Origin of the sequence: Embleya australiensis, from assembly GCF_051903075.1 — a bacterium.
Classification (GTDB): Bacteria; Actinomycetota; Actinomycetes; order Streptomycetales; family Streptomycetaceae; genus Embleya.
Genome location: NZ_CP182423.1, coordinates 267,150 through 293,857, shown reverse-complemented (window position 1 = coordinate 293,857; position 26,708 = coordinate 267,150). Strand labels below are relative to the sequence as shown.

The window sequence follows — 26,708 nt, the reverse complement described above, 5'->3', positions numbered from 1 at the left end:
GCGGGCGGGTCCAACGGCCCTGCCGGAATCCTTCCTGGGGCGGAACCATCGGTGGAGGCAGAGCACCCTTCCGAGGAGGCGGCACACATGGACGACGAAACGGCGGGAACACATCGCCCCGACCACCTTGTCCTGGCGGTCGGCGTGCGAACGCGGCGACGTGACCTCGGATTGACGGTGCGGCAACTCGCGCGCCGTACGGACCTGTCGGTGGACTGGCTCGAGCACGTGGAGGAGGGGTCCGCGCCGGTGTCGTTCGCGGCGCTCACCGGTTTGGCGGCGGCACTGGGTACCAGCGCCGAACACCTGTTGCGCGGCGTCGTGGAAGAAACGCCCGCACCGGAACCGGCACCCGCGGTCCCTCCCGCGCCCGAGGCCCGGGAGTTGGTCGTGATGACCGAGGAGGAGTGCCGGGCCCGACTGTTCCTGCACGACGTCGGGCGCGTCGCTCCGGCGATGACCCGGGAACCGTTCGTGCTGCCGGTCGACTACCTGATGGACGGCACGGATGTGCTCTATCGCAGTGCGGCGGGCTCGCGGCAGGCCGCCCTGGTCGGGACGGTGGCCTTCGAGGTGGACGAACTGATTCGGATCGCCCGATGGGGATGGAGCGTGCTCGTGATCGGCGACGCCGAGCCCGTGACCGACCCGGTCGACACCGCCCGGCTCGCGACGGCGGAGGCCCGTACCTGGTCGGAAAGTGTCCCGGAGGTGTGGACTCGGGTCCGTCCGAGGGAGGTCACCGGTCGCAGGTTGCGTCCCCGCATGGGTGACGTCTGAATCCGTGCGAGTGTCGGTTGTTTGTCGAGAGCGAATCGCGGATGCGGTCCCCACGTCCACGCATTGAATCCGGATCAACCGTGAGGGAGTACACATGACGAACCCCGATCGAGTCCTTGTCGTCAACGCCGGATCGTCGACGGTGAAGCTGTCGGTACTCGACGCGCGCGACATCGTCGTGTGCGCGTCGACCATCGAGTGCCCCGACGCGATCCCGGACGGGGCGGTTTCCGGATTCCTGCGCGATGCCGGGTCCGTCGACGCCGTCGGTCATCGGGTGGTGCACGGTGGTGCGGAGTTCACCGGTGCGACCCGGCTCGATCCGTCGGTGTTGGCGCGGATCGCCGGCCTCGCGCCGTTGGCGCCGTTGCATCAGGGGCGGGCGCTCGCGGGGATCGACGCGGTTCGTCGGGCGCTGCCGGACGTGCCGGCGGTGGCCTGCTTCGACACCGCGTTCCACCGCACGCTGCCGGCGGAGGCGAGTACGTACGCCCTGCCGGAGGGCTGGCGCACGAAATGGGGGCTGCGCCGGTACGGCTTCCACGGCCTGTCCCACGCGTACGCCACCCGGCGGGCCTGCGAACTGGCGGGCGTGGAGCCGGAGTCGGCGCGGGTGGTGAGCTGCCACCTGGGTGCGGGGGCCTCACTGGCGGCCGTACGCGGCGGCGAATCGGTCGACACGACCATGGGATTCACCCCGGCCGAAGGGTTGGTCATGGCGACCCGGGCGGGCGACGTCGACCCGGGCCTGATCCTGTGGCTCCAGCGCCAGGGCGTCACCGTGGAGGACCTCGAACAGGCGCTGGAGCACGGCGGAGGCATGGCGGCGCTGGCCGGACACGGCGGGGACATGCGGGCCATCCGCGCCGCGGCCGAGGCCGGCGATCGGCGCGCCACGATCGCCCGCCGGATCTACGCCTACCGGCTCCGGACGAGGATCGCCGCCATGGCCGCCGCGATGGGCGGCCTGGACGTGCTCGCCTTCACCGGGGGAGTCGGCGAACACGACGACGCCATCCGGGCCGACGCCGTTCGCGAACTCGCCTTCCTGGGCGTGCGCCTCGACCGGCACGCCAACGCCGAGGCGCGCGGCGACGCCGACGTGGGCGCCGCCGGCGGCCCGGTCCGCACGCTCGTCGTCACCGCCCGCGAGGACATCGAGATCGCCCACCAGACACGTTCACTCGTCGCCTCCTGAAAGGGCATGTGACCCCATCCGGCGAACCGGCCCGACACCCCCGAGGCCGGGTCGTTCGGCAGGGTCACTCGGGCCGTCCGCCCCGCCCGGCGCGATGACAGGCGGCCAGTGTGTGAGGTGTCGAGATCGAGTCGATCGAGTCCATCGAGAGGCCACCATGACGACCACCACCACGCACCCCTCGGAAGTCGACCTCGCGCTTGGCGCGACTTCCGCCTCGGGGCCTGGCAACACGGCATCGACGTCCGCGTCTTCTATCCGGACCAACCACCTGCCCTACACCGGCGACGCCGACTTCCTGTGCGACGCCACACCGCGCACACGCGCGGTGTGGGACCGGGTGTCCGCGCTGATCCCCGAGGAGCGCGGCAAGGGCGTGCTGGACGTGGACACCGCGACGCCGTCCACGATCACCTCGCGCGCCCCCGGCTGGATCGACCGTGACCGGGAGTTGATCGTCGGCCTGCAAACCGACGCACCACTCAAGCGGGCGATCATGCCGGGCGGCGGACTGCGCATGGTCGAGAAGGGACTGCGCGCCTACGGCTACGAGATGGACCCGTTCATCCGCGCCGTCTTCGGCACCTAACGCAAGACCCACAACGACGCCGTCTTCGACGCGTACACCCCCGAGATCCTGCGGGCCCGCCACGCCGGACTGATCACCGGGCTCCCGGACGTCTATGGCCGGGGACGGATCATCGGCGACTACCGGCGCGTGGCCCTGTACGGCGTCGACCGCCTGATCGAGGTCAAGCAGGCCGATCGCCGCGCCCTGGACCCGCTGCCCACCACCGTCGAGGTGATCCGCGACCGGGAGGAACTGGCCGAACAGGCGCGGGCGCAGGCCGAGTTGAAGGAGATGGCCGTGACCTACGGCTTGCGACGTCTCGCGTCCGGCTGCGACCGCGCACGCGCGCGAGGTGGGTCTGATCGCGGTGCACGCCTGGAACTTTCCCGAGGTCCCGCGAGCACTGCGGGAAGCGCAGGGAGCCGAGACGCCCTACCACCAGGCGGAAGAGTTCGCGCGGCAGATGCTCGTGAACGTCATGTCGCCGCTTCGGGACGCCAATCCGCAGGTGAAGGTCGAGGAACGCGTCGTACAGGGGAGTGCCGGCACCGCGCTGGTCTCGGCGTCGCGGGACGCGGGCCTGGTCGTGGTCGGGCGCCATTCCTCACCGCACCACTTCGGGCCCCGTCTGGGGCACGCGACGATCGCACTGCTGCACCACGCGCACGGACCGCTCCTGGTCGTGCCTTCGGACTGAGTCCGGAGCGTCGACCATGTCGAGACCGCCGGATGGTTCGCCACCCGGCGGTCTCGGTGTCCCACAGGCGCCACTGTCCGAAGCGCGCCACGCGGAAGACCGCGCATGACCTCGGTTCTGTGGCATGCACTTCACGAACAGGCCCCTGAGCAGTGGCGAGGCGTGACGCGGGTTGCCGGCAGGACCTTCGGCCCGGGTGTACGGCACCATCGGCCCTGTGCTCCATCGGCCGCGCCCACGACGCTGGGAGACAAGGCACAGCGCTCGACCATCCCGCATGGGGGCGAGACTCATGAGCACCGATATCTCTGCGCGTGGGCGCGCCGGGCGATCGTGGGCGGTGACGCGCCCCGGGCCGATCGACACCCACCCCCTCGAACTCGTCGAACACGAGCGCGCGGAGCCGGGCCCGGGGGAGATCCTGGTGCGGGTGGAGGCGTGCGGCGTCTGCCGTACGGACCTGCACCTCGCGGAGGGCGACCTGGTGCCGCACCGGGCGAACACCGTCCCTGGGCACGAAGTGGTGGGCATCGTGGAGACCGTCGGAACGCGTGCGACGCGCTTTGCCCCCGGTGATCGCGTCGGCATCGCCTGGCTTCGCCATACCTGTGGGAAATGCCGCCACTGCCGACGCGGCGACGAGAACCTGTGCCCCGATTCGACGTACACCGGTTGGGACGCAGACGGCGGGTTCGCCGACGTCTCCTCGGTGCCGGAGGACTACGCATACGCGCTGCCCGCCGATCGTGACGCCGAACACCTGGCGCCGCTGCTGTGCGCGGGCATCATCGGCTACCGGGCCCTGCGGCGCGCCGACCTCCCGCCCGGTGGCACGCTCGGCATCTACGGCTTCGGCGCGTCGGCTCACCTCACCGCACAGATTGCCCTGGCGCAGGGCGCGTCCGTCCATGTCATGACCCGCTCCGCACAGGCCCGCCGACTGGCGCTGGGACTCGGCGCCGCCACTGCGGGCGACACCTACGCGTGCCCACCCGAACCGCTGGACTCGGCCATCGTTTTCGCCCCCGTCGGCGACATCGTGCCGGCCGCCTTGGCGGCACTCGACGCTTCCGGAACCGTGGCGGTGGCGGGCATACACCTGACCGACATTCCGCCGTTGAACTACCAGCGGCATCTGTTTCGGGAACGCAATCTGCGCAGCGTCACCGCAAACACCCGCGACGACGGCGTCGAGTTCCTACGCCTGGCGACGGAGATCGACCTACACGTGACGACCACCCCCTACCCCATGGGCCGCGCGGACCGCGCACTCGCCGATCTTGCCGCGGATCGAGTGCACGGCGCGGCGGTCCTGATCGCCGATTGACCCGGAGAATCTCGAACAACCTCGAATCCGAGCAGGTGAATCATGTCCACGACATACGTTCGTCCAGGGCGAGCGACGCCCGTTCCGGCGGTTCGCGAGGTGATGCACGGCCCCGTCGTCGCCGTCGCCGGTCAGGACACCCTGTGGCAGGCCATGGAACGTATGCTCACGGCCCATCTGCGCCACGTGGCCGTTGTCGACGAGGGCCGCGCCGTGGGTCTGCTCGGTGACCGCGACCTCGCGTCGGTGTGGACTCTCGACCCGGCGGACGCTCCGTCCTCGCGAGTGACCCGCGCCGTCGTTTAGCATGCGCGAAGGAGCCCTCGGTCGGTCCGGCGGGTGTCCCTACCATGACGGAGTTCGTGATGCGGGGCTCGACCGGAGACCAGGAGTCCGTGGCATATCAGCGGTGGGAGTGCGCGATAACTCCATGGCTGACTCTCCTGGCGGCCGTTTCGTTGACAACGTTTGTCCTGGCCGAGGCGTTACAGGCCCGCGAGCGCCCGGTGTTGTGGATCGAGTACGGGGTGTGGGTGGTCTTCCTGACCGACTACCTTGTCAGGCTCGGACTCAGCCGGGACCGTTGGAGGTTCGTGCGCGCCCACCCGCTGGACCTCGCCGCAGTCGCGATGCCCGCCACGCGAGTGCTGCGCCTGATCGCGGTGATCGGCCGGGTCGGGGCTGTCGCCCGCAGCGGGCGCACCGGCCGCCTGTTGGCGAGCACCGTCGTGCTGGTGCTCACGATCCTGGTCGCCGGCGCCGCTGCCGTTCTGGAGCCGGAACGTCGCGCGTCGGACGCGAACATCACGGGCTACCCGGATGCCCTGTGGTGGGCGATCAGCACGATCACCACCGTCGGGTACGGTGATCTTCACCCGGTCACCGCTGAGGGTCGCCTGGTCGGTGCGGTGCTGATGGTGGTGGGCATCGGCATGATGGGCGTGGTCACCGCCACCATCGCCACCCGGTTGATTCTCCCCGAGCAACAGGCCGAGGAACGTCTCGAATACGCCCGCCTGGAGAAACGCTTGCGGGGCATGGAAGAGCAACTGCGACGCCTGAACGATCGTTTGGATACACGTGCCGAGCCCGATTCCGTCGTCGACGTACCGGCCCGACGGTCGGACCACCCCTCCGGGCAGTGAAGGTGGGCGTCGAACCGCCTGTCGGTTGTCCCGCACCGGAAAGGCGCGGTCTGTTCGGGTGAACTCGCCGCTGCGCGTGGACGCAGCCGTCGGTCGATCGGTACGACTGGCCAAAGCCGACCGATTCGCGGATGGGGAGTCTCGAACTGTCCGAGCAGCCTGGAACGTCCGGGCGGGCTCGTGCCGCTGTCGCCGGTGCGGGGGGAGAGGGTCCGGACGGCGCCCCATCAAGCGGATGCCCAGGAAAGAGTGCCGGACCCGCGAGCGGCCCTCCACGGTTGCCCGCGTCCGTTCGTCGTCGCCGTCAGCGGGCCGCGCGTTCTCCGCGTCGGCCGATGCCGTGCAGCGCAGAGTCGCGTCCGCGGTGTTGGACGCCGACCAACCCTTCGTCGACTTGATCGCGCGTTTGGATCGGCTGCTGCGGTTGCCGTTGACGTCCACGACACGGCTCGCCTGGTATCCCCGGCTGACAGAACGTGCCCAGGAGGCGCGGCGATTCTCCGACTTGACGCCGCGTGAGCGGCAGTACGTTCGCCGGAGCGCGTTCGCGCGGGCGCGTTGACCGATCGGGGGACTCCTCGACAATCAGCGAGAGTGCTCGGACGGACGATGTCCGCGCACGGCACGCCACCGTGATCGGGTCTGCTCGACGATGTCGTCCCACTGGTGCCGGACCTCGTCCTGCGACGGGCGTCGGCCCTGGCGAATGCCCACGAGTTCGTCTCGTACCTCCCGCCCCAGGGCCGCCGAGGCGACAAGGACGAGCATGGCACCGAAGAGAAGCGTGGCCATCCCGAAGACCGCACCGGCCGCGCCGTGGCGGGAGACGTAGGAATCGAACAGGCGCGGCAGGTAGACGGTGGCGACCACCGAGTAGGCCGCGATCACGACGGCCGCGGAGACGGCGAACGGAAGCAGGGTCGCGGGGGCGAGCCGTTTCGCGGAGAGGATCCAGCCGCTCCAAACGAGGAACGCTGCGGACGGCGGCACCTCGCAGACGGCGGCCGCCAGTCCCAGGGGCGTCCCGCCCAGGACCACGTAGAGCCACCCGATGGCCGCGGTGTACAAGCTGAGCACGCAGATCCACCACAAACCGTTGCGCGTGTTGCGCACACCCAGCGGTTTCAGCTCCCAGGCCTGTTCGAACAACCGCTGCATCGTTCGGGAGAAGCTCAGCGCCGAGATCGCCACGAACATCGTTCCGAAGATGCCGACACCGGTTGTGGCATCGGTGGCGAACACCGACCGGACGGCGTCCGCACCTCCATCGGTGAGTCCGTAACGATTGACGATCCGGTCTCCGGCCTCACTGCCGAAGACCGTGCCGCTCATCACCGTGAGCGGGATCAGCGCGGTCAGCGCGCCGGAGGCCAAAGCCATCGAGCGGTCGAAACCCGCGATCTTTTGGAACCGGTTGACCACACGCAACATGAATGCCGGACGCAACCAGAACGTCAGCGTCCTGATGAGCCGCTCGCGGCTGTTCTCCGCCGTCCCGGCCTCCGGTAATCAAGGGTTGTATGTGGCTAAGCGAGCATAAATGGACTTTGCGAGTAAAACGGGTAGCGACACTGGAACGACGGGTCGGCGTTGACGGGCCGCCGTGATCGTCGGTCGACTGCGGCGCCCGAGGGCCGGTCCGTGGGCACGGCACCGCCCCACGCGCAGGCCGAAGCGAGTAGGCACGGGTGGGTGGGAACACGCGGACGAGGGTGTGCAGCGCGGCGGGACGAGGGGTGCACACGACCGGTGTGTGCAACGGCCGGTACGACTCGCCCCGTGAGATCGCCGGCCCCGGTCGCGTGCCGAGCCGCTCCACGATCGCTGACCAACCGACTGAAGCACGGCCGCGTGCGCGCGTGCCGCGATGCGGCCATCGCTACCCGCGCCGAACTTCGGTCCGAAGCCACCCACACCTTCGAACCCGCCGGAATCCGATTCGGCGACATCGACCAGCACCCGCGCCGCCGTCGCGACGCGCCGTCCAACCCGGTCCGGACAGGCATCCAGGGCTTGGCCCTGCTCTTTCGACCACTCTTGTCCGTCCGCGGCTGACGCTACCTTCGACACGAGGTCCTGGTCCGGGCCCGAGAGCGCCAAGACCGGCTTGGCATGGAAGGCCACGCCCGGGCCGGGTATGGGACGAGAGCGAGTCCGCGACATCGAGGGTCCCGATGTCGTGGGTCGCCGCCGTCGGCGGCGCACGGTCGAGTGGTCGGGGTATCAAACGGCGGCGAGCGTGGTCAGGAGTGTGTCGGTGCGCAGCCGGAGTTCGGGTGTGTCGGCCCCGGTGACCCTGACGGAGGTTTCCTCGCCGCCGACCGCGTGGGCGAGCGCGACGACGAGAGTGCCGTTCGCGCCCACGAGCGGGTACGTGTACCACCGATCCGATGCCTCGTCGTCGGTGTCCTCGACGCCGACCTCGACGGTTTCCCAATCCCTGCCGTCGAACGCGTAACCCACGTAATGCGACAGCAATTCCAGGAACGCGCGCAGATTGCGCCCCCAAATCCATCCACCGACCGGCTCGCCCACCCGTGCCCCCTCGTCCTGGAGAGAACAGCATGACAGGCGGGCCGGGGGCGGCACCGGCGACGACCGGGCGATACTCGCATGTCGTAGACGAACTCCTGTCGATCCGGTCGGACGGCGTCCGGCGTTTCCTGCGTCGCTGGTACGGCACCGCGCCGGGCGAGAGCGACCTTCCTGTCGACGCCGGCCCTCGTATACCGACCGAACTGGTCGAGTGGCACACGGGCGGCGGCACTCGGCGACGGCGCCGTGACGTTTCAGGACCGGCCCGTCGCGCCCGACGATCCGCGACGAAAACGTTGTGCGAACAGAAGAATGGGTTGAGACTCTCCTGATTGATGCCGGGCATCACCGTGCTGTGTGCTGTCGCTCGCGACCGACTTGCCGGCGTCCGTCCTGATCCAGGCTCGGGTGACGACGAGGAGCACGGAAGCCTCGCGGTCATGGGATGTGCCTCTGGGAAGCTTTGCGGGCTCCCTCCGGCCGTGGAAGGCTGCCCGACATGATCAAGAGAATCGAGTCCTCCGTCCGCCGATGAGCGAGATGGCCGGGACGCAACTGCCCGGATCGCAGATATCCCTGTTCGAACACGCGCTGCACCTCCACCGGCTAGCCCCGGACGTGCCACTACCGCGGGACGGGGGCCGTACCCCGACGACGCGTTGGACCGTCGCCGATCTCGGCCGGAGGCGCCGAGGGACCGGAGAACTGCCGGCGAGGACGCCGCGCTTGTCTTGGGCGCCTATTTCGCCCGGACCGCCGCACTTCCCAGCGAACTGGTCGGCGCCTTCCACGACGTCTACGTCCCCATTCACCCCAACGCCCACATCGCTGCCGCGGCTGAGCAGGCGGACAGGCGTCGTGTTCACGAAACGGGCCGATGGCTGGTCCGATACGGAACCGATCGAAACTCGGTCACCGTGGGGCTCGCCTTGGTCGCCGCCATCGGAACGGTCGAAGACGTACGACTGATCCAAACGATCGGCCTGCTGTCCAACCATTTCGGCCCCCTTGCAGCGCACGCCTTGGAACGACTGCCTGGAGGCACCGACGCCCTGCTCTGGCTCGCCGATCGCGTCGCCGGCTGGGGACGGGTCTACGTCGTAGAAGCCCTCTGCCGACTCGACGACCCCGTCGCCCAACCCTGGCTCCTCCGCAGGGCGTGCGACGGCGGTTTCCTCAACGCGAACTTCGTTGGCGAGGTCGCCCGGACCACGCGCCTTCACGAAGTCATCGCCGGAACCGACGTGGATGACGAAATCGTCGACCACGCCGGCAGGTTGCTCACGGTGATGACTTTCAGCCAAGGCATGGGCCTCACCCTCTCGGGCTACCCCCACGCCGAGGCGGTGCTGGCTGCACATCTGCGCCACCTTGAGCGGTTGGGGCCCTCCGCCACCCGGTACTGCACCGCTGCACGGCTGGCGAACAGCCTAGGGGAACACGGTGATGCCGGTTCGATAGGGCCAGTTCAGCGATGGCAGCCCTACCGGGACAACTATCTGGCTTTCCTCGCGCGTGATGACTGGTGCGAGGTGGCGAGGGATGCTCTCGCGGTCAAGGACCCAGACATCGCCCGCCTCGTAGAGACGGCGTCAGGCCGTCGGCTGCCGGCGTTCGCGAACTGGCCGCAACCCGATGGGGAATAGCGCACGTCAGGAATACCTACACTCCACCAGTACTCCGGGAGGACATGGCTCCGACTGACGTGCCCGCCTTCGGGGAACCGGACGGTCCCGCCGTTGGCTGAGGCGCCGGCGGCCCGTCGAACGGGTGCCTCTGTGACCGGGATGTCGGCCCTTCGCTTCGTCGGGTTCTCGGGTCGTGTCGGGCCACGGACGGCCGGTCGACGCGGTCAGGGAGGGTTTGTAGTTGCCGGCGAAGGTGCGGATACGTACAGGTTTCGACGAGGAGCCGGCGGCGAGTTGGGACCACATGACCGCGCTGTCGCCGGGGCGGATGTAGAAGGCGTGGAGATGCCCGGGGAGGGCTGCTGCTTCTGGCGCCCGACCTGACCGTCGTCGAACGATTCGTCATACCTCGGCACTTCGTGGAATCGGGCTGGTTCAATCACGACGTCAGTCCGGATGGCCGGTACGCCGCGTTCGCCGCCGAACGCAGTTCGGTGTGCGTGCGCGCCGACGGCAGCGCGGTGTGGGAGGCGAGCCACCCCGCGCTGGGCAATGTCGACGGGGAAGACGTCCCCGCGTGCGCGGTGTTCCCCCCGGAGGGAACCGAGCTGTGGGCTTTCGTACCCATCCCGGACGAGGACTGGCACGAGGACATCGACGTCACGTACACGGCGCAGCGTCAGGTGATCGCGCTTGCGGACGGGGCCGTGACCGGCACATCGCCGTCGTACTACGAAGGTCCGCACAAGGTACTGATTCACCCCGATGGACGGCGCGCCAGTTCCGACGCGTTCGACGGCGCGGGCAACGACGGTTGGTGGACACGCTGGGACGCGGACGGCCGGCCCACGATCACGGCCCGGGCTTCGGCGTACCGCTCGACGTGCATCCCGATGCCGGCACCTGGCTGGGCAACGCGTTCGGAACCCTGCAACTCCACGACTTCGGCCCGCCGACGACGATTCGGGCCGCGACCCCCGCGTCGAATCGACGGCCTCGACGTACCGGTGGGCCTGGTTCCTGGACCGGGAGAGAGTCCTCGCGCTCGGCGAACACGCCCCCAGGCACACGCTGCTGGACACGGACACCCTGCAGCCGCAAGCCCGCATCCGCTACCCGGAAGATTTCAAGTCAAATGAGACGGTTGTGATGCTATGAACTGCGTGGTTCGGGTTCCCTGCGTTTGGCGGGGTCGTTGATCCACGCGGTGGTGGGGATTTCGGGTGGTGTGGGGCGTCGTCCGAAACGTTCGGGGTGGGCGGCGTATGCCTGGGCGAGGGTGGTCGCGCGCTGGTCGCGAACCTGCCCGGCGGTGCCGAAATGCACGGACGCGGGTGTGTGGTAACCGATTCCGGAGTGTCGATGTTCGTGGTTGTAGTAGGCCACGAACGCCTCGAACCACTCGCGGGCGTGGGCGAGCGAATCGAAGGACGCCGGAAAATCACCCGTGTATTTGATCGTCTTGAAGTTCGCCTCGCTGTAGGGATTGTCGTTGGAGACCTTCGGCCGCGAGTGACTTCGGGCGACGCCGAGATCGATCAGGAGTTGGGAGACCTTCTTCGACGTCATCGACGTGCCGCGGTCGGCGTGGACGGCTGTGGGGACCAGGCCGTTGCGTTCGATGGCCTCGCCGACGAACTCCTTTGCCCTCTCGGCCGATTCGGTCTTCTCGACGGTGTGGCCGACCACGTAGCGGCTGAAGATGTCGATGATCACGTAGGCGTGGAACCACTCCCCCTTTCCCGGGCCTCTCACTTTGGTGATGTCCCAGGTGAACACCTGGGAGGGGGCGTCGGCGACGAGTTCGGGCACGACCTTGGCGGGGTGGGTGGCCTGGCGGCGGCGTTCACCGGCCTGGCCGGCCGCGCGTAGGAGGCGATACATCGTGGAGATCGAGCAGTGGTGACGGCCGGCATCCAACTCGCGGGCCCAGATCTGCGCGGGCGGCAGTTCCGCGTATTCGCCGGTGTTCATGAGCTCCAGGACCGCGGAGCGTTCGGCCGCGCTCAGTGCGGAGGCGGGTGCGGGGCGGGGTTTTCTCGGCCTCGGGGTGGCCGGATGGAGATGGCGGTGGTGGGTGGCGCGGGAGCGGCCGGTCAGCCGGCAGGCCGCCACGATTCCGACGTGTGGGGCCAACTCGTCGACGAGCAGGGCCAGTTGCGGACCCAGGGCGTGCGTCATTCCCCGCTCTCGGAGAGCATCTCCAAGAGCTTGACCCCTTTTCCCAGGATCTCCAGCGCGGCGTCGCGCTTGGCCACCTCCTTCTCCAGGCGCTCGACCTTGCGCCGCAATCTCTCGTTCTCGGTGTCCGCGGCGGGCTTCCTCGAGCGGGCCGGGCTTGTGCGTCGGTCGGTGAGTTTTGTCAGGGCGCCGGCGTCGCGCGCGGCCCGCCATTCCTGGATGTGCGAGTGGTAGAGACGCTCCCGGCGCAGGATCGCGCCACGCTCGGCGGCGCTCGCGGCCCGGTCGAACTCGGTGACGATCCGGAGCTTGTACTCCGGGGAGAACGTGCGGCGCTTGGGCTTCGGGGCCGGGTCGTCGCCGGGATTCGTGCTGGTCATGAAGAGGATGCTCCTGTCGTGCCCTCTCAGCCTAACCCGGATCAAACGGGCGTCTCACCACACACTGACAGAGAGGGACCCGGGCCACCACGACGCCGACGCTACCGACCTCTGCAGCGCCGGCGACGGCACCTGGGTGACAGTGACAGCAGCCGACACCGGCGCCGTACTTGGCGTACGTCGCCGGCGCCTCGCACGTGGGATACAAGGTGGGGAGCCCGAGTGAGCACCTGTGGCCGCGCCGGAGCACCGGGTGATTGGGCTGCTCGGAAACGTCAGTAAGTCCGAGGCTCATCGGTGGGGTAGGCCGAGGTGTTCGTGTACAGGGGCGCGTTGCGCTGAACCATCGATGTCAGCGGGCGTCGGGGCGCATCGCGGCCGCGATGTCGGTCGCGACGGTGAGCGGATCGGTGAGCGGTCGGCCGAGCAGTTGGACGAGGTCGGGGGTGGTGTCGCCGAGGAATCCGTGGCGGATGCCGGATGCGATCGAGACGAGCATCGGCGGCTGGAACGGCAGCAGGGCGTCATCGGCGAGGAGCCGGTCGCGGTACTCGCTGAGCCCTATCGAACGGTGCGCGACTCCGAGGTTTTCGGCGACGTCGGTCGCGGTGATCGGTTCACCGACCAGGTCGTAGATCTTGCCCGCGTGTACGGCCGGATTGCCCGCCACGACGGCTACGGCCGCGGCCAGGTCTGCGCGCGCGACCGCGGCGAGCGCGCCGTCGCCGAACGCTGATTCCACGCCGTCGGGGGTCCAAGTCAGCAGCGCGCCGAAGAGTTCGGCGTAGAGCCCGTTGCGCAGGATGGTCCAGTCGAGCCCGCCGGCCTTGATCAGGTGCTCGGTGGCCCGGTGGGCGATCGCGAAACCGAGGTGGTCACCGTCGCCGGTGAGGCTTGTGTAGACCACGTGGGTCACGCCGTCCCGCACGGCGGCGTCGAGAACGGACCGGTGACGAGCGACGACCCGGTCGTCCTCGGCATACCCTGCCGAGACGAGGACCAGCGTCGAAACGCTTGTGAGGTCGAGGGTTGCAGGGTCGTCGAAGTCGAGGAGCCGCTGTCCTTGGGCAGGCGATCGACTGCCGCTCAGGGCGGGCACGTTGTGCTCGGCCAACTCCTGGAGGGCGAGGGATGCGAGCTGTCCGTTCGCGCCGGTGACCATGATCATTGTGGTTCTGTCTCCTGTGGTTCTTTTCGGTAACTACAGTGAGGATCCTCAACCGACTGCGGTCGGCTCACAAGGAGGCAGTTTCATGTCACTGACGCACACCGGTGTAACCACTGGAGCCGCCGAGCTTGAGCCGTGTGGGCAGCCGGACCACCCCGACTGCGGGATCAGAGACGTCCTCGACCGGGTCGGTGACAAGTGGTCGGTCCTCGTCATCGTCGAACTCGCCAACGGCCCGCGACGCTTTCGGGAACTCCAGCGCGCCATCGATGGAATCTCCCAGCGAATGCTTACCCTGACGGTGCGCAGGTTGGAGCGAGACGGTCTGGCCCTTCGGACCGTCTATCCGACCGTGCCGGCCCAGGTCGACTATCGACTCACGGAGACCGGTGCGAGCCTCACCCACCTCGTCAAGGCGCTCGCCGACTGGTCCCTCGAACACCGCGCAGACATCGCACGGGCACGCGCGTCCTACGACAGCGACCACCCTGATAACGAGATCCGATGACCGGCGAAACGTCGTCAACCTCCTGACGGGCAACACCTGATACTCCAGCGGCACTTCGATATCTCTGCGGGTCATGGTCTACGTGAGTGGCGGCGCCGGGCGACGGCCCGGCGGCGTCCACGCCAGGCGGACCAATGGATGAGCGGCTCCATGGGGCGAAGTGTCGACGACGCGGCGTCCCACCGTTTCGGCGTGCCACGACGTGGGAGCGTCGCTCGCCGGTGGCGGCCGCCACATGAAGGAGTCGACAACGTACGAGAGTTGCGACCCACAGGAGATCGGCGCGTCTCAGGATGCGCGCACGGCCCTCAGTGGGCCGCTCGTAGAGGAAGGCGTAGCCGAGGAAGCACAGCGGAAGGAAGGACACGTACCCGACCACCGGCACCACGGTGCCGGCGATCACGATCGCGGTGCGCGAGCGGATGAACAGGGCGGTCACGAGCAGGACGATCACGCCGACGATGGTCGGCCCGGCGAGCATCGAGAGCAGGTTCGCGGGGCGAACTCCCGTCCGTCGCACCATCGTTACGCCGTTCGACACCAGCGTGCTGCGGCCGGCAAGAGCACGCCCACGGCCGGCAGGAACAGGAGCGGCAGCTTCACCACGTCGGCGAAGCGCTCAGGCATACGATGCAGTTCGCCGAGCAGCCCGACGACGAGGGCGAGGACGGACAGGCCGAGGAGAACGGCGTTGCCGAAGCGGCGTGGGTCGCGGACGACTCCGACGAGGCAGAACAGGAAGAACAGCGCGGTGAGAAGGTAGGCGAACACCGCCGAGGCCTACGGACGAGAGCGCCGCGTTCGCATCGCATGCCCACGGCGTGGCGCCGCCGCGATCGCGCAACCGTCGTGTACGTGCACCGTACGCTCCCGCCGCGGTGCCCCGACGGACACCGTGACAGTCGGCGTTGGCAAATGGCGGCGTGGCCGAACAGCATGTGTCCGCTTTCGCCGTCGATGCCGTCGTGTTTTTCGGCTTGGTCGGCTCGAACGACGAGGTCGCGGTGCGGAAGACCCTGGAAACGTTCGAGGATGCGAACGCCGCGGACCGGCTGCTTCGTGCCACCGACTCCGACGAAGTCGAGACGGCGCTGCGCGAGATCGTCGACGGCCGTCTCGATTCGGGGCGTGCGGGCGGTTACGGGTGGCTTCTGGAACTCCTCGGCCCGACCTTCGGTGTACCGCTGGGATCGGTGGTCCTGCCGGGGCGTGGCTGGGATCGCCTCGAAGGCGTCTTCCGCGGCTGGGACTTGACCACCCTCGCCGATGTATGGGCGCGTCCTTGGACGTTCGCGTGGGGATCCGACGCGGCTCCGGACCCGGATCCATGGCCGTTCCCCATGCTCGCGTCGAAGACCGAGTCGGAGCGGATCCACCGCGAACTCGCAGCCTTCGACACCGACAGGATCCACGCCGACAACGACCTCCTCCCGGACGAGGACGACGCCGACGACGTCGAGTGGCTGCTCGCCGACAACCTCCCCGAGTGGGTACGCGGCGCCCGCACCCGGGGCCTGGGACTGCTCCTGATTCGCGACGGCGGCAGGTAGCCGGCTCGAAAGCCCCGTCCCGAAGCAGTTCCCAAGCCGCCGACGGAAGGCTTGAACCAGTGGTGTCGGGCCCAGGTCTTCCATCGGGCGACACTCGGCCAGGCGGCCGCGCGGACGACCGGCCAGTCGGTGTGTGTCGGTGTCGGCGAGCCTGTTGAGGCAGTTGGTGGGGACCTTGAGGGCGACGTGGGCGACGACCTCGGCGATCTCGCCGTCGGTGAGGCCGACTTCGCGAGCCGCTTTCAGGTCGACCCCGCCGTGGGTGCGGACGACGGCGCCGGCCGGCGTGAGCGCGGCCCGGGCCTTGGGTCGGCGACTTTGCCGTGGCGGGCGTCCGCGGCCCGCGCGACGTCCAGCTTGGCGATGTTCGTCGTGATGTAGGTGTAGCCACAGCCGTTCTCCTCGGCGACCAGGTGCGCGAGCTGCTCGCGCACCGGCGCCGCGAGGGCACCGCCGTGGCTGTAGGAGAACGCTTCGCGCAGGATGTAGACGGCCCGCTCCACGGGTGAGAGCCGCTCCATCAGCGTCAGGACCGCCATTGAGACCCACTCGCGCTGCTCGAACGTCTCGGCCGGGCCGAGCATCGACGAGGAACGGCGTTCGGGGCAGCGGGACTTCCGCGCTGTTACACGTCGATGTCTCGCGGCGCTGCGCGTCGTCCGCGGCGGGTCGGGCCGGCCGTAGTCACCGGCCCGGGCTCTCGGCCCCGTGGTAGGGGTGCCGTTAACGAGCAGCGAACCAAGTGACAAGTAACCCGCTGGTAGCTTTCGGATCGTGTGCTCCCTCGCCGTCGACATGGCGAGAGGGCCGGGTGGTGTGCGCCGGCTTTCAGGCCGCGTCCGGCTCCGGTTCGGGCTCGCGGCCGGTGGGGGCAGGGGCCGCGAGTTGGAGGCGGCTGCCCATGTTCAATGGGACCTCGCCGTAGGGCTGGATGTGCATCCGGAACAGCGGAGTCGGGGCGCGTTCGTCCTCGTCGGTGGGCGTCGGTATAGAGCGCGTGCAGCACGGCCACCAACTCCCGCCGCCCGCCCGCCGGTAACTTGTGTTCGTCGGGTATCCCGATCGCCGGCCATGCCCCCCACAACGCGTACGCCAAGTTTCACCAACTCTCGTCCCGCACACGCCCTGCGCGCAGGCGGATCGGGTGGCACGCCCACGACGAATCCCGGGTATGGAACGTCTTTTCCCGTGCGATCCCCGTGTGCCCGCACGCCTTGCACACCCCCGACGCGCCCACGGTGGAACCAGGCGGCACCGTACGCCGCCGACCCATCCACCACGCAACGCCGGGAGACACGCATGACCATCACCACCCTCGACCACCCGACCTGCTCGCCCGCCCCGATCACCGCGCGGGCACGATTGGCCCGCGCCACACGTGCCTTGACCACGACCGCAGTGCGGGGCCTGTCACCGGCACGGGAACCGCCGTGTGGTGGATCACCCACCACTGAACCCCCGCGCTGATCCTCGCGACGCCGTCGACGGACGTCGGCATGGTTCCCACGCTCATCAAAGGAACTCGAACCGGCCCGGCAGAAGAACCGAGTACGACGCTCCGCGCCCGAGCTTCATCGAACGCGTCGCCCGACAAATGTTGTCGCCTGACGAACGTTTCCCGGCGCAAGCGCCGAGCAGCCGGGATGGAGAAGGGAGGGGAGGGCGCCTCTCCCGGCGTGGGTACACACCAGAGAGAGGTGTCGGCGTCTCGGTGCCCCCTTGACCAGGGACCTGAGCAGGCACGACACGGCCGGCCCCGCTCTCCACGTAGGCAATGCGGACGCCGGTGACCGCGGTCGAGGGCACGGGGTGGCCCTTGGCCGCGACGAGCTTGTTGCCGTTCTCGTGCACGAGGAAGTCGTTGTCGCTGCCCCGGGCCTGGCGCTTGTCGTTCCTGAAGAACCGCCCGGGATTGCCTTTGGCGTTCAGGAGCCACTCGCCCGACGGCGGCGTCCTCGCGCGCACATGAGTCCTTCCTGTGCACCAGCAGGTTCAACGGCCCGTAGACGACCGGCAGTTCGCTATCGCCCAGGTGCACCTCCCACGACCACACGGCGCCGTCACCGTCACCGACGTTGGTCGGGTACTGCCACTCGCTCGGGGTGTGCCCGAGCCGAGGTCCGGGCACACCCCGTGGTGCGTCTGCGCCTGCTGTCGATGATCGCCTTTCGGGTGGGCGGGGAGATCTGCGTGTGCGACCGCACCCCCGCGTTCGACGTGTCCCAGCGGACGATCTCCCACCACCTCAAACTCTTGCGCGAGGCCGGACTGATCGCCTCCGAGCTGCGCGGGACATAGGTGTACTACCGGCTCCTGCCGGCCATGACCGACCGCCTCTGCGCGCGCGTCGAGGCCCCGGCGGGGCTGGTGGCGGGGCGACTGTCGTTGCTACCCCGGCAGCATCGCCACGCCTACGCCGCAGACTTTCGGCGTGGCCTCCCCACCGATGCGTGGAGTCGGCTTCGGAGTCGACCATCGACGTGCGCTGGTGGTCGTGCACTGCGTCCGGCCCAGATCCGCCAGGTTCGAGCCGGTGTCGTAATTACGGGGCGTCAGGCACTGATTCCTCGCGTGCACCTTCTGTCTCTCTAGCCGGACCCGGGTCGTCTGGCAGTACCAACCCGTCCCGGCGTTGTCGGGGCTGCCTACCGCTCGGCTCGGCATCCCTCGGAGCCGAACTCCCCCCGGCTTCAACCGGATTGCTACGACAACCCGGTGGCGAAGGTCTCTCACCTCACGCGATTCCATGGCGCCTTGTGGCGCACCCACGCGCTTCGACCAACTCGCCGCCCGCTACACGGCGCGCGTCGTCCTGGCCTCGCTGATCCTGTGGCTCCGCGAACCACAACCATGATCGTTTTGTCGGACAGACCCCAGGTGTCCAGGAGGGCAGTTGCGCGCGCCGCAGCGGCGTGCGGGCGAGTGCGAGCCCGTGTTCGGCGTACGCCGGCGCGCTTTGGTGGCATCGGTCTGCACGGGCGACTATGGACACCGCGCCGTACGCCCACGCCCGCAGGTCGTGATCCCCGCACCGTTCGCCCAGCAACGTGGCGGCGGCCGGGTGCGCCTGGGCGCCGGTGTGGTCGCCCAGGTGGAACGCGAGGTTGCCGAGCAGCGCGGTGAGTCGGGCCGCGACCGACCGCAGACCCACCCTCGCGACGTCGGTCGGGGGGCGTTTCGACGAGCGGGAGGTCCGTGTAGGAGCACGCCCAGGCGGCGGTGCCCGACACGTTCAGGGCGTAGCAGTCGAAGAGACCGGGGATGTGGGCGCCGTCCGATGTCCGGGCGAGCCGGCCCGTGGCGCTCCAGCGGCGGATTCCGTCGGGGTTCTCGTCGAAGTCGAACCCGCGCTACTTGTGTGCAGGTGCAACACCGGCGCCATCGCGTAGTCGATCCGGTCCCCGCGGGGAGATCCCTGTCGAAACACTGGGAAGCATCCGGCGGTTGGTGCAGGATGTAGGCGGAAGGGTCCTGCGCTCCGGCGAGACTTTGCGAAGGTGTTGCACGGTGGCGAGACTGAACGAGACCGGGAAGATCATCAGCATCGGTTTGAGGCAGCTCGGTGCCAAGGCCGCCAAAAAGGTGCGCGGCGAAGCGGCCGCAGCGCCATCGGTGAGCGAGACGGTCGGCACGGCTGTGAACCGCCTCGCGGTGCGGCCCGAGCAGCGCATGGCCGAGGCGCGAAGGCAGGTCGCCGCCACGCACAACCAGCGGCGGTTTCCCCCGAATTCCGCGGCAAGGCCGGGCAAGGGGGTGGATCCCGCGAAGCTGATGCCTCCGAGGGGCGAGCTGTCGGTAGCCGAGGCTGCGCAGGCCATGCGGGAGGACCTCCGTGCGGACACCGCCAGGTTCAGGGATACGGAGTTGCTCGGGAAGCCCGCCCCCGGGACTGGGGCCGCGCGGCCGGTCGGCCCCGTCAAGGACACGAACGCGGCGACCTCGGCCGAGATCTCGGCCGAGGGCAAGTCACTGACGAAGACCATGGCTGCGGGCTTCACGCCCGTCGTGCGTGGCGGTGCGTCCGGCCGTTCGTCCGCCGCCGGGGAGGTCAATCGCGACGAACCGGCGCCCGGACTCGGCATGAGCAGGGACAGTTCCGGTATGGAGCTGAAGCAGAGCCTCGATATGTAGCGTCGGGTCCGAGGGTGGGTGTTCCCCCGGCGGCAATGATGCCCGGACGCAAGCGCGTTCGGCCCGCTCGACCGCCTCCCCCGCGAGGGCCGGTGCAGCCCACCGCGCGCTCCACGGCGTCGACGGCAACGCCCCGGTCGTAGTGCCGATCCTGGATCGTCCGCGCGGCGAAACGTGCATACGTACACGCGGGCCGATGGGTGACGGCCCGTACCGCTCGGGCGCGTCCCGCCACGGACTCCCCGTTTGGAAACGCCTCATCACCCCGTGAAGACAGCCCCGCAACCGCCCCGGGTACGGCCCGCGCTCCCCGATTGCAAGAGACGGCTCGATCAGCTCCCACTCGCCATCGGCCGGTAAGGGATTCCGCGTTTCCCGGATGCTTTGAGGAAGGGAGTTGCCTCCAGGCCAGGCCGCCGGGGCGGGCGCGGGCAACGGCCTCGGGGGCCGCCGTTCGCCATCGCCCGAAAGGTCTTGGGTGTAGCTCGTTCCGAGGCCGGGCAGCCATGGGATCGCCCGTCAGTCGACCTCGCTCATCCGGGAGACCTCGGCTGTCGACGCCCGCGCCGCCGTAGGGTGTCCTCCTCGACGCCCCAGCACGCGCTCGACGACCACGGCGGAGAGGCAGAGAAGGGCCGCGAGCACGGAGAAGACGGGGAAGATCACGGTGTCGCCCCAGAGGGTCGCGCCGATACCCACGAGGAGCGTGGGCGTGATGAGCGCGCCGTACGCGATCAGGTAGAACATCGACATGACGGCTCCGCGCCGCTCGGCGGGGATGTGGGCGGTCAGGTGGCGCAGAGAGCCGCCGAAGGCGAGTCCGTAGGCGCCGCCCTGGAGTGCGACGGTGACGATGATGACGGCGGCGTTGCCGGTCGCGAAGCCGCCCACTCCGGCCAGCATGAGCACGGCGAGCGCCGTGTCACCGACGAGCGCGACCGTGCGGGCCGGGTAGCGGGCACTTACTACCTGGGCGAACGCGGCGGAGAGAGTCACTGCCGCGATGACGACGCCGCCGAAGAACGGCCCGGCGACGTGCGCGGCGTGGGCGGCGATCGATGGCTCCAGCGAGAAGCAGACCCCGAGCACGGCCCAGGCGGCACCGGCACCGATCACGGCGAAGACGAAGCGCCCGCGGATCTCCCTGGGCACCTGCGGACGCGGGATCCCGAGGGGCGCGGCACCGGCCGAGGGGTGCGGTTCACGCATCACCACGAGGAGGACGAGCAGGACGAGGGCGATGAGCGCGTCGGCGAGATAGGGCAGGAGCAGGGGGTGGAAGTCGGTCTGGGCGAGGCCTGCGGCGCCGAGCGCGGCAACAGCGATGCCGACGTTGAACGCGATGGCGGTGAGTGTCCCGCTCCGCGCCGCCCGCTCCGGGCTCACGTCCAGCAGGGCGGCTCCGCCGACCACGACGACCGCGCCGATTCCCAGGCCGTTGAGCATCCGCGCCACGACGAGATAACCGGGCCCCGCAGCGAAGATGAAGACGACCAGCCCGGCAAGCAGCAGCAGGACGGCGACGATGAGTACGGGCCGACGGCCGTACCGGTCGGACAGGGCCCCGGAGACGAGGATCGCGACGACCGCCACGGCCCCGTACGCGGCGAAGATGACGGTAGTCAGAAAGGGCGGGTAGTCCCACTTCTCGGCGTACAGGGAGTAGAGCGGCGAGGGGATGGCGGAGGTCGCCTGCCCCAGCATGAGCAGGGCGAGGAGGGCCGCGTAGCTCCATGACTGCGGACGACGGCCCGGGGAGAGTGCCTTCACGAGGACTCCAGCAAGTATGATGTGGATCGTACTTCGAGGATGCTAGGGAGAAGTACGACGCACGTCAAACTTGTGGAGTTGTCTGATGCCGTCCTGGGAGACCCCGCCCGACCAGTTGCCGCCCGTCGCCCCCGTCCTGAAACTGCTGCGCGCACTCGCGGACCCCGCACGCCTGGAAATGGTCCGGCGCCTGGCGACACATCCCGCCGCCGAAGCCCCCTGCTCGGACCTCTACGAGGGCCTGAGCAAATCCACCGCGACCCACCACTTCAAGATTCTGGTCGAGGCAGGCGTCCTACACCCGGTCATGGTCGGCCCTTCCCGCGGACACCGCCTCCGCCGCACCACCCTCCAACAAGCGGCACCGGGCCTGCTGGACGCGTTGCTGGCGGCCATGGCGCGAGAGAGCTGACGGTCTCGGGACCCGGCGCGGCAGCCGGCGGGGTCGATGGTGACCGAGCCTGCGAGTGAGCGGGCAGCCGCAGCCTCACCAGCTACGCGGAGATCCGCCACCGACCGGTGCATCGGACGGGCTTTTCAACGCCCGTGCACGAAATGTGGCATCGACCCAGGGCAGTTCTTCCCCCAAGGGAGCTGGGTGCGGCTCTTCTCGGGGAGGACCGAGCTGGGAAGACGCTGATCCGTGGTGTCGGGGCGGCGGCTTGCTTTTACCGTGTCGAGGCGGAGGTGAGGCGCCGTGGCGTCTTCGCCGGAGGTGCTCGAGGCGCGAGAGTCTGCGGCCCGGCGTAGGAACCGCCGGCCGAAGCGGCGGAGTCGGCCCTCAGGCTGGAGGCTGCTCAAGAGGCCCTTCACGGTTGGAGATCACGCGGGAGACCGTCGCGAAGGTTCCGGCTTGGGCTGTCGGCTGCAGAGATGGACGCCGGGGTGGACGTGCCGGTGGGACCCGAGCGCGAGTTGCAGCCGCATGGGGCGGGGCGATGATGGTCCGCCTTGGCGGAAGGGCTTGGTGACATCGGTGCTGCCGGGGTGTGTACCGGGACATCACGGAGGTTCACTGCGCGCGATGGCTGTCCCGTTCACCCGCTTCGATCTCCCGGACGACACGCTCGAGCAGGCGCCGGCGCGTGGGCGGGTCGACCGCGCCCGAACCCAACGGCCACGTCCGCCGCGAGCAGATCGGGATCAGAACCCTCCCTCTACTACCACTTCCGGAACAAGAGCGAGTTGCTGGGTGCGATGGCCGAGGCCGCTATGGCACCGCATGCGGCGGCTCCGCTACCGCGGCCCGGTGACCACTGGCGGGACTGGTTCCTCGAGAACACGCGTGGCTTCCGTCGTACGCTGCTGATGCACCGCGACGGCGCACGACGCCATGCCGGAAGCGTGCCCGGCGGGGCGGACCTCGGCCGGATGCCCACAAGATGCAGTTTCTGCTTGCGTCCGGCCTTCCCGAAAAGGACGCCCGGATGGCAATGCCGGCCGCCGGCCGCTACACGGTCGGCAGCGTTCTGGAAGAGCAAGCGGACACCGCCCTCGTCGTCGAAGCGGACCACCCCGTCGTCCCGACGATCGACAACGAGTCCGCCTTCGAGGCCGGGCCGGCCCCCATGGTGGACGGTTTGGCGCAGCGCGTCGGGACGTGGCAACAGGACCCGCACCGAGCCCCACCACGCGCCCGACGCCGGTGTATCCAACCTTCCCGGTGCGACCCATACGCCGTCGCGACCGTGAACTCCGGGCAATGAAGACGGCCTTCGCGAACCCCGGCGAGGCACCGCGTCGCGGCCACGATGGTCGCGACACGGTGAGTTCCCAGGAACTGCCCTGCGTGGCCGCAGGGTCTCGGTACACCGTGTCGGGTGCGAACGCGGCTCGGGGCACGGTGAGCATGGCGTCGCGCACCCACGCTGTGGGGAAGGCGCCCTGGGCGTCAAGGGCGCCCACGATGTCGGCATCGTCGCGCACTACGGCTTGTCCTTCTTGCGCCGTCCCGGGCCCGGGTTCCCGATACCGGGCAGCGCGCCGTCCCGCTTCTGCTTGGGGTCGGGCTGCGGCGGATCGGGCCGGGGCGCCGGCGGCTTGCAGTGCTCACCCACGACAGGGCCTCCACGTCCTCGAAAGCGAGATGACGCTTCGAGCATGAAGCGCCACGGCGAGCAACGGCAAAACCGCGTTGCCGGAGGCCTCGTCCCGAGCGACCGGAGGCCCGAACTTCCCGGCGCATGGGTGGGGATGCGGTTGTGCGGGGTGTCGGCTACGGACTCGTTTCGTTCGCGGTGGGGAGGAGGTGCTCGGCGAGGTTCACGGAGGACGGCCGATCCGGTGCGGCCTGCTGCGGCTCTTCCATCGCGCCGTCCCCGGCACCGGTGTTCCGTCGGGCCGGTGGACCCTGCCCGAGAGTCGGTCCTGCGCATACTCGCGAAGCCGCTCATTCCGGGCCGTTTTGGCGGTCTTGGGGCGCCGCGCCACCAATTCCGCCTTCGACCGCGCAACCGGCGCCCGGTAGTCCGGCTTCCCAATGCGGGTGGCGGCGTTGCGGCGAAGCCCGCGAGACGGTAGACCGGTCGCGGCCCGGCCGGCGGGCAGTCTCCCCTACTCCTGACCGCAACCCGACGCTGCGAGCGCCCGCGACCGTGGCGCCCCTTACGCCCGTCGTGCGCCGTCCACCGACAGTGCGATCCCGGTGATGTACGAGGCGGCGTCCGAGCACAGCCAGACCGCGGCTGCGGCGGCCTCCTCCGGCGTGGCCATCCGGCCCAGCGGGGTGATCGCCTCCTGCATCGCGATCAGGTCGGGCGGCGGCACACCGTCCCCGCCCCTCGAAGCAGATGGCCGCAAAGCGTGGAGAAGGGGCGATCCCCGCGAACGTCCGCCGATCGCACGACAACGACCACGCGGCGCGCGCATACTGTTCCGCGCGGCCCCGCGTCGCGATCGCTCCCATCGGGAGCGCCGGCCGGCGGGGACCATCGCAGCCATCGAGATGATCGGGACCATCGGGACCTCCGAGACAGGGGACAACCGTGCAGACCTCCGCGCCGCGCGAACCCGACGCTCCTTCGTTGCTCACCGCGCCCACCCGGCGGTGGGGACCGGACCGCTGGTTCCCGGTCCGGGCCGTCGATTCGTACGCCGACCTGAGCGTTGCCCTGTACGACGTCGTGGCCGACTCGATGCCCGTGATCACCGTCGTGGGCGGCGCGGCCGGGGCCGGCGCGGCGACCGACGCCGACCGGGCCGTGTACGAGGAAATCCTGCTGAGCGCCGCGAGGTTCGGCGCCGCGGTGTTCTTCGGCGGCACCGACTCCGGCTGCCTCGCCGAGGTCGGCCGGGCCAAGCGCCGGTTGCTCGCCGAGGAGCGGCTCGGCCCGGCCGACGCCCCGCTCATCGGGGTCGTCGCCGAGGGCACGGTGGCCTACCCCGGAACCCGCTACGACCCGAACGAAAAGGCGCCGCTGCAGCCCGACCAGGACCTGATCCTCCTGGTCCCGGGCAAGAACTTCGGGGACGAGTCCTGGGCGCTCGCGCAGGCCGGGCGACTATTGTCGCGGGGACAGGGATCCGCCACCGTGCTCATCAACGGCGGCGGCATCACCGTCCAGGACGCGACGCATCGGGTCCGGGACATGACCGAGAACGGCCGGCCCGTGCAGGATGCGATCCTGCTGGCCTACCGGGGCTCCGGACGCGCGGCCGACGACATCATCGCGGCCAAGGAGAACGGCGGCGGACATCGCGATCCCCGGATCAACACCATCGCGGCCCACAGCGGGACGCGGGCCTTCGACTCGGCCGGCGACCTGCGTCGGCAGTTCCACGCGCACTTCACGGCCGTCGGACACACGGCCCGCGAACCCGGCGTGGCGAGAACGGCGCGCAGGGCGCCGGAGGTCACCGTCCCGCCCCTCTCCTTGCCGGCGCCGTCCATCGTCGCCGGCCTGACGCCGATGTGGGCCTACGACCTGGGTCGGATGACGGTCGGCGACACCGGACCGCGGCACCTGCGGCAAGCGCGTACCGATCCGGACCTGCACCGCGCGTGGCGCGAGGCCGGCAAGGCCTCTCGCGTGGCGGCGCTGAAGAAGCTGCGACAGGAGAACTCCGGCTATGCGCAGGACGATCGGACCGGCGACGTCTCCCGGAGCATCGCCGCCTTCCACGCGGGCGTGCGGGAAGCCTTCTGGCGCGCGCACGACGCGATCCGGGACGGCGATCTCGGCGCGCCGGGCCGCTTCTCCGGCATCACGGCCAAGGGCTTCGGTGCCTCCGCACATGCGTCGCCGCTGCGCCCCGGCGACGCGGAGCCGGTCAACGGCGGCAGCACCGACTGGTCCCGTGTGGTCATGCCGTCCCTCACCCCCGATCCGCCGGCCGGCGGTCGCGCGCAAGCCGCCCGCACGGGCCGAGACTCCGCCCTCGGCCGGGAGCCCACCTTCGGCCGGGAACCCTGACCCGCTCGCGCACTCGGGAAGTCCGCCGGGGCGGGTCAGCGCGGGTCTCGACCGATGATCTGCGTGACGTGGTCTCGCCGCCGGCGTCGACGAAGCGGTGCCCGAGGGAGGTCGGCTCGGTGTCGAGGCGCAGGACTCTCTCGGCACCCGCTTCCAGAGCGGGCGAAACCGCCGCCCTACGCGTTGATCCAACCCGCACGTATCCAACCGCACCCATCGCAAGCGCCGACCTGAGCGGCCGAGGACACGCGAAGCGCATCCACGGGCGTCCGCCGACCGTGGTGGACGCCACTTGCCTTTCCGCCATGGCGCAAGCCCACGCGACCGGCCGCACCATGATCGGTTCCCGGGCGTTCGCCCGCGCGGCCGAACGCGCCCCGGGGGCACACGCTGCGAAGCCGTCGGACACCGAGTCGGATCGACGCATCGCGGCGGCGGGCCCGCGGTGAGTGACGCACTGCACATCGTGCCGGACGAAAGCGCCATGGTGGCCGAGGGGTGCAGGAACGCCATGGCCTCCAGACCGAGGTCCGGCTTCGGCGAGTGCCGAACCGAGGAGTCGCGCCCCGCCCGCACGTTGCCGCTCCCCACCGCGTCCCGACCGTATGGGGTCGGCGTGGGTGGTCGCCCGGTTGAGCCCTGGATGAAGGACACGGAGATCCTCGGCGCCCCGGCCCGGCCCGGCCCCGCTTGGCTCGTGGAGTGGGCGGCCCCCGCTGTGAAGTTC

General features: G+C 69.7%; 22 protein-coding genes and 5 pseudogenes. 15 read left to right on the top strand and 12 right to left on the bottom strand.

What is annotated here, in order from left to right; genetic code table 11:
* Positions 1-87 precede the first annotated feature (87 nt).
* The 7 genes and pseudogenes from ACMXN5_RS31660 (at position 88) to ACMXN5_RS31630 (ending at position 5,718) form a co-directional block, all read left to right on the top strand.
* The gene (locus ACMXN5_RS31660) at positions 88-780 is read left to right on the top strand and encodes a pyridoxamine 5'-phosphate oxidase family protein (RefSeq protein ID WP_439678326.1); all 693 of its coding nucleotides are present in this window, start codon (positions 88-90) and stop codon (positions 778-780) included.
* A gap of 94 nt (positions 781-874) precedes the next feature.
* Positions 875-1,978, top strand: a complete 1,104-nt coding sequence (locus ACMXN5_RS31655) for an acetate/propionate family kinase (protein ID WP_439678325.1) — start codon at positions 875-877, stop codon at positions 1,976-1,978.
* Positions 1,979-2,215: 237 nt separating this feature from the next.
* Positions 2,216-2,892, top strand: a pseudogene (locus ACMXN5_RS31650) (pyruvate formate lyase family protein); the annotation flags it as partial.
* A gap of 9 nt (positions 2,893-2,901) precedes the next feature.
* Positions 2,902-3,246 (top strand): universal stress protein, encoded by a 345-nt coding sequence (locus ACMXN5_RS31645; protein WP_439681317.1) that lies wholly within the window; start codon positions 2,902-2,904, stop codon positions 3,244-3,246.
* Positions 3,247-3,538: 292 nt separating this feature from the next.
* Complete coding sequence (locus ACMXN5_RS31640) at positions 3,539-4,573, top strand: zinc-dependent alcohol dehydrogenase family protein (protein WP_439678324.1); 1,035 nt, start codon at positions 3,539-3,541, stop codon at positions 4,571-4,573.
* A gap of 102 nt (positions 4,574-4,675) precedes the next feature.
* Positions 4,676-4,879, top strand: coding sequence for a CBS domain-containing protein (locus ACMXN5_RS31635; RefSeq protein ID WP_439678323.1), 204 nt, complete (start codon positions 4,676-4,678; stop codon positions 4,877-4,879).
* A 44-nt stretch (positions 4,880-4,923) separates the two neighbouring features.
* Entirely contained in the window at positions 4,924-5,718 is a 795-nt protein-coding gene (locus ACMXN5_RS31630) for a potassium channel family protein (protein WP_439678322.1), read from the top strand.
* Positions 5,719-6,303: 585 nt separating this feature from the next.
* On the opposite strand, the gene ACMXN5_RS31625 is transcribed toward ACMXN5_RS31630, so the two are convergent.
* Positions 6,304-7,164: a hypothetical protein gene (locus ACMXN5_RS31625; protein ID WP_439678321.1), complete on the bottom strand. Its 861-nt coding sequence runs from the start codon at positions 7,162-7,164 to the stop codon at positions 6,304-6,306.
* Positions 7,165-7,941: 777 nt separating this feature from the next.
* Complete coding sequence (locus ACMXN5_RS31620) at positions 7,942-8,253, bottom strand: hypothetical protein (protein ID WP_439678320.1); 312 nt, start codon at positions 8,251-8,253, stop codon at positions 7,942-7,944.
* Between the two features lie 731 nt (positions 8,254-8,984).
* Here ACMXN5_RS31620 and ACMXN5_RS31615 point away from each other — a divergent pair.
* Positions 8,985-9,899 (top strand): hypothetical protein, encoded by a 915-nt coding sequence (locus ACMXN5_RS31615; protein ID WP_439678319.1) that lies wholly within the window; start codon positions 8,985-8,987, stop codon positions 9,897-9,899.
* A gap of 1,134 nt (positions 9,900-11,033) precedes the next feature.
* Here ACMXN5_RS31615 and ACMXN5_RS31610 read toward each other — a convergent pair.
* The 3 genes from ACMXN5_RS31610 to ACMXN5_RS31600 form a co-directional block, all read right to left on the bottom strand.
* Positions 11,034-12,062, bottom strand: a complete 1,029-nt coding sequence (locus tag ACMXN5_RS31610; RefSeq protein ID WP_439678318.1) for an IS3 family transposase — start codon at positions 12,060-12,062, stop codon at positions 11,034-11,036.
* Complete coding sequence (locus ACMXN5_RS31605) at positions 12,059-12,442, bottom strand: hypothetical protein (RefSeq protein ID WP_439678317.1); 384 nt, start codon at positions 12,440-12,442, stop codon at positions 12,059-12,061. Before ACMXN5_RS31605 ends, ACMXN5_RS31610 begins: the two co-directional genes overlap by 4 nt.
* Before the next feature lie 352 nt (positions 12,443-12,794).
* Positions 12,795-13,610 (bottom strand): NAD(P)H-binding protein, encoded by an 816-nt coding sequence (locus tag ACMXN5_RS31600; protein WP_439678316.1) that lies wholly within the window; start codon positions 13,608-13,610, stop codon positions 12,795-12,797.
* A gap of 85 nt (positions 13,611-13,695) precedes the next feature.
* On the opposite strand from ACMXN5_RS31600, the gene ACMXN5_RS31595 reads away from it, so the two are divergent.
* Complete coding sequence (locus ACMXN5_RS31595) at positions 13,696-14,118, top strand: winged helix-turn-helix transcriptional regulator (protein ID WP_439678315.1); 423 nt, start codon at positions 13,696-13,698, stop codon at positions 14,116-14,118.
* Between the two features lie 525 nt (positions 14,119-14,643).
* Here ACMXN5_RS31595 and ACMXN5_RS31590 read toward each other — a convergent pair.
* Positions 14,644-14,889, bottom strand: a complete 246-nt coding sequence (locus tag ACMXN5_RS31590; protein WP_439678314.1) for a hypothetical protein — start codon at positions 14,887-14,889, stop codon at positions 14,644-14,646.
* A gap of 152 nt (positions 14,890-15,041) precedes the next feature.
* Between ACMXN5_RS31590 and ACMXN5_RS31585 the strand changes: the two genes are divergently transcribed.
* A complete protein-coding gene (locus tag ACMXN5_RS31585) occupies positions 15,042-15,668 on the top strand; it encodes a DUF7691 family protein (protein ID WP_439678313.1) in 627 nt (208 codons plus the stop codon).
* Positions 15,669-16,123: 455 nt separating this feature from the next.
* Here ACMXN5_RS31585 and ACMXN5_RS31580 read toward each other — a convergent pair.
* Positions 16,124-16,255 (bottom strand): annotated as a pseudogene (locus ACMXN5_RS31580) (RNA polymerase subunit sigma-70); the annotation flags it as partial.
* A gap of 1,549 nt (positions 16,256-17,804) precedes the next feature.
* Here ACMXN5_RS31580 and ACMXN5_RS31575 point away from each other — a divergent pair.
* A pseudogene (locus ACMXN5_RS31575) lies at positions 17,805-18,029 on the top strand (ArsR/SmtB family transcription factor); the annotation flags it as partial.
* A 373-nt stretch (positions 18,030-18,402) separates the two neighbouring features.
* On the opposite strand, the gene ACMXN5_RS31570 reads toward ACMXN5_RS31575, so the two are convergent.
* The gene (locus ACMXN5_RS31570; protein WP_439681449.1) at positions 18,403-18,819 is read right to left on the bottom strand and encodes a hypothetical protein; all 417 of its coding nucleotides are present in this window, start codon (positions 18,817-18,819) and stop codon (positions 18,403-18,405) included.
* A 356-nt stretch (positions 18,820-19,175) separates the two neighbouring features.
* Here ACMXN5_RS31570 and ACMXN5_RS31565 point away from each other — a divergent pair, with 356 nt between their 5' ends.
* Positions 19,176-19,799 (top strand): hypothetical protein, encoded by a 624-nt coding sequence (locus ACMXN5_RS31565; RefSeq protein WP_439681448.1) that lies wholly within the window; start codon positions 19,176-19,178, stop codon positions 19,797-19,799.
* 213 nt (positions 19,800-20,012) lie between these two features.
* Here ACMXN5_RS31565 and ACMXN5_RS31560 read toward each other — a convergent pair.
* Positions 20,013-20,234, bottom strand: a pseudogene (locus tag ACMXN5_RS31560) (hypothetical protein); the annotation flags it as partial.
* Positions 20,235-20,318: 84 nt separating this feature from the next.
* A complete protein-coding gene (locus tag ACMXN5_RS31555) occupies positions 20,319-21,569 on the bottom strand; it encodes an MFS transporter (RefSeq protein ID WP_439678312.1) in 1,251 nt (416 codons plus the stop codon).
* An 85-nt stretch (positions 21,570-21,654) separates the two neighbouring features.
* On the opposite strand from ACMXN5_RS31555, the gene ACMXN5_RS31550 reads away from it, so the two are divergent.
* Together ACMXN5_RS31550 and ACMXN5_RS31545 are read left to right on the top strand one after the other, a co-directional pair.
* Complete coding sequence (locus tag ACMXN5_RS31550; RefSeq protein ID WP_439678311.1) at positions 21,655-21,981, top strand: ArsR/SmtB family transcription factor; 327 nt, start codon at positions 21,655-21,657, stop codon at positions 21,979-21,981.
* A 785-nt stretch (positions 21,982-22,766) separates the two neighbouring features.
* Positions 22,767-23,261: a TetR/AcrR family transcriptional regulator C-terminal domain-containing protein gene (locus tag ACMXN5_RS31545; RefSeq protein WP_439678310.1), complete on the top strand. Its 495-nt coding sequence runs from the start codon at positions 22,767-22,769 to the stop codon at positions 23,259-23,261.
* 233 nt (positions 23,262-23,494) lie between these two features.
* Here the strand turns inward: ACMXN5_RS31545 and ACMXN5_RS31540 are convergent, their stop codons facing one another.
* Positions 23,495-23,626 (bottom strand): hypothetical protein, encoded by a 132-nt coding sequence (locus ACMXN5_RS31540; RefSeq protein ID WP_439678309.1) that lies wholly within the window; start codon positions 23,624-23,626, stop codon positions 23,495-23,497.
* Positions 23,627-24,173: 547 nt separating this feature from the next.
* Positions 24,174-24,323, bottom strand: a pseudogene (locus ACMXN5_RS31535) (SDR family oxidoreductase); the annotation flags it as partial.
* Between the two features lie 230 nt (positions 24,324-24,553).
* Between ACMXN5_RS31535 and ACMXN5_RS31530 the strand changes: the two are divergent.
* Complete coding sequence (locus ACMXN5_RS31530) at positions 24,554-25,981, top strand: hypothetical protein (RefSeq protein ID WP_439678308.1); 1,428 nt, start codon at positions 24,554-24,556, stop codon at positions 25,979-25,981.
* Positions 25,982-26,708: the final 727 nt, after the last annotated feature.